1 protein-coding gene is annotated in these 520 nt (G+C 72.5%); it reads left to right on the top strand.

Annotation, left to right across the window (positions count from 1 at the left end; genetic code table 11):
* Positions 1-520 (top strand): 3-phosphoshikimate 1-carboxyvinyltransferase (locus AC5RV2_RS18885; protein ID WP_494093602.1); only part of this gene is annotated, 520 nt, incomplete at both ends.

The raw sequence follows: 520 nt of genomic DNA on the forward strand, positions 1-520 counted from the left end.
AGCGGCGCCGTGGAGTTCGACGGCGACCCGGCCGCGCGCCGCCGGCCCATGTCCCCCACCATCGACGCGCTGCGCCGACTGGGCGTGGACGTGGACGACCGCGGACTCGGCAGCCTGCCGTTCCGCGTCACCGGCACGGGTGAAGTGGCCGGAGGCCACCTGACGATCGATGCCAGCACCTCCTCGCAGTTCGTTTCCGCCCTCCTGCTGGTCGCCCCCCGTTTCCGCGACGGACTGCACCTCGAGCACACCGGCGACCGCGTGCCGAGTTTGGATCACATCTCCATGACGGTGCGGCTGCTGCGGGACCTGGGCGTGAGCGTCGACGACTCCACCCCCAACCACTGGGTGGTCTCCCCGGGCCCGATCCGTGCCTTCGACACCCGGATCGAGCAGGATCTTTCCAACGCCGGCCCGTTCCTGGCCGCCGCCCTGGCCACCCGCGGCCGGGTCAGGATCCCCAACTGGCCCACCGCCACCACCCAGGTGGGCGACGCCTGGCGGGACATCCTGCCCCGGC

It is taken from the genome of Arthrobacter sp. Y3225116 (assembly GCF_059091245.1).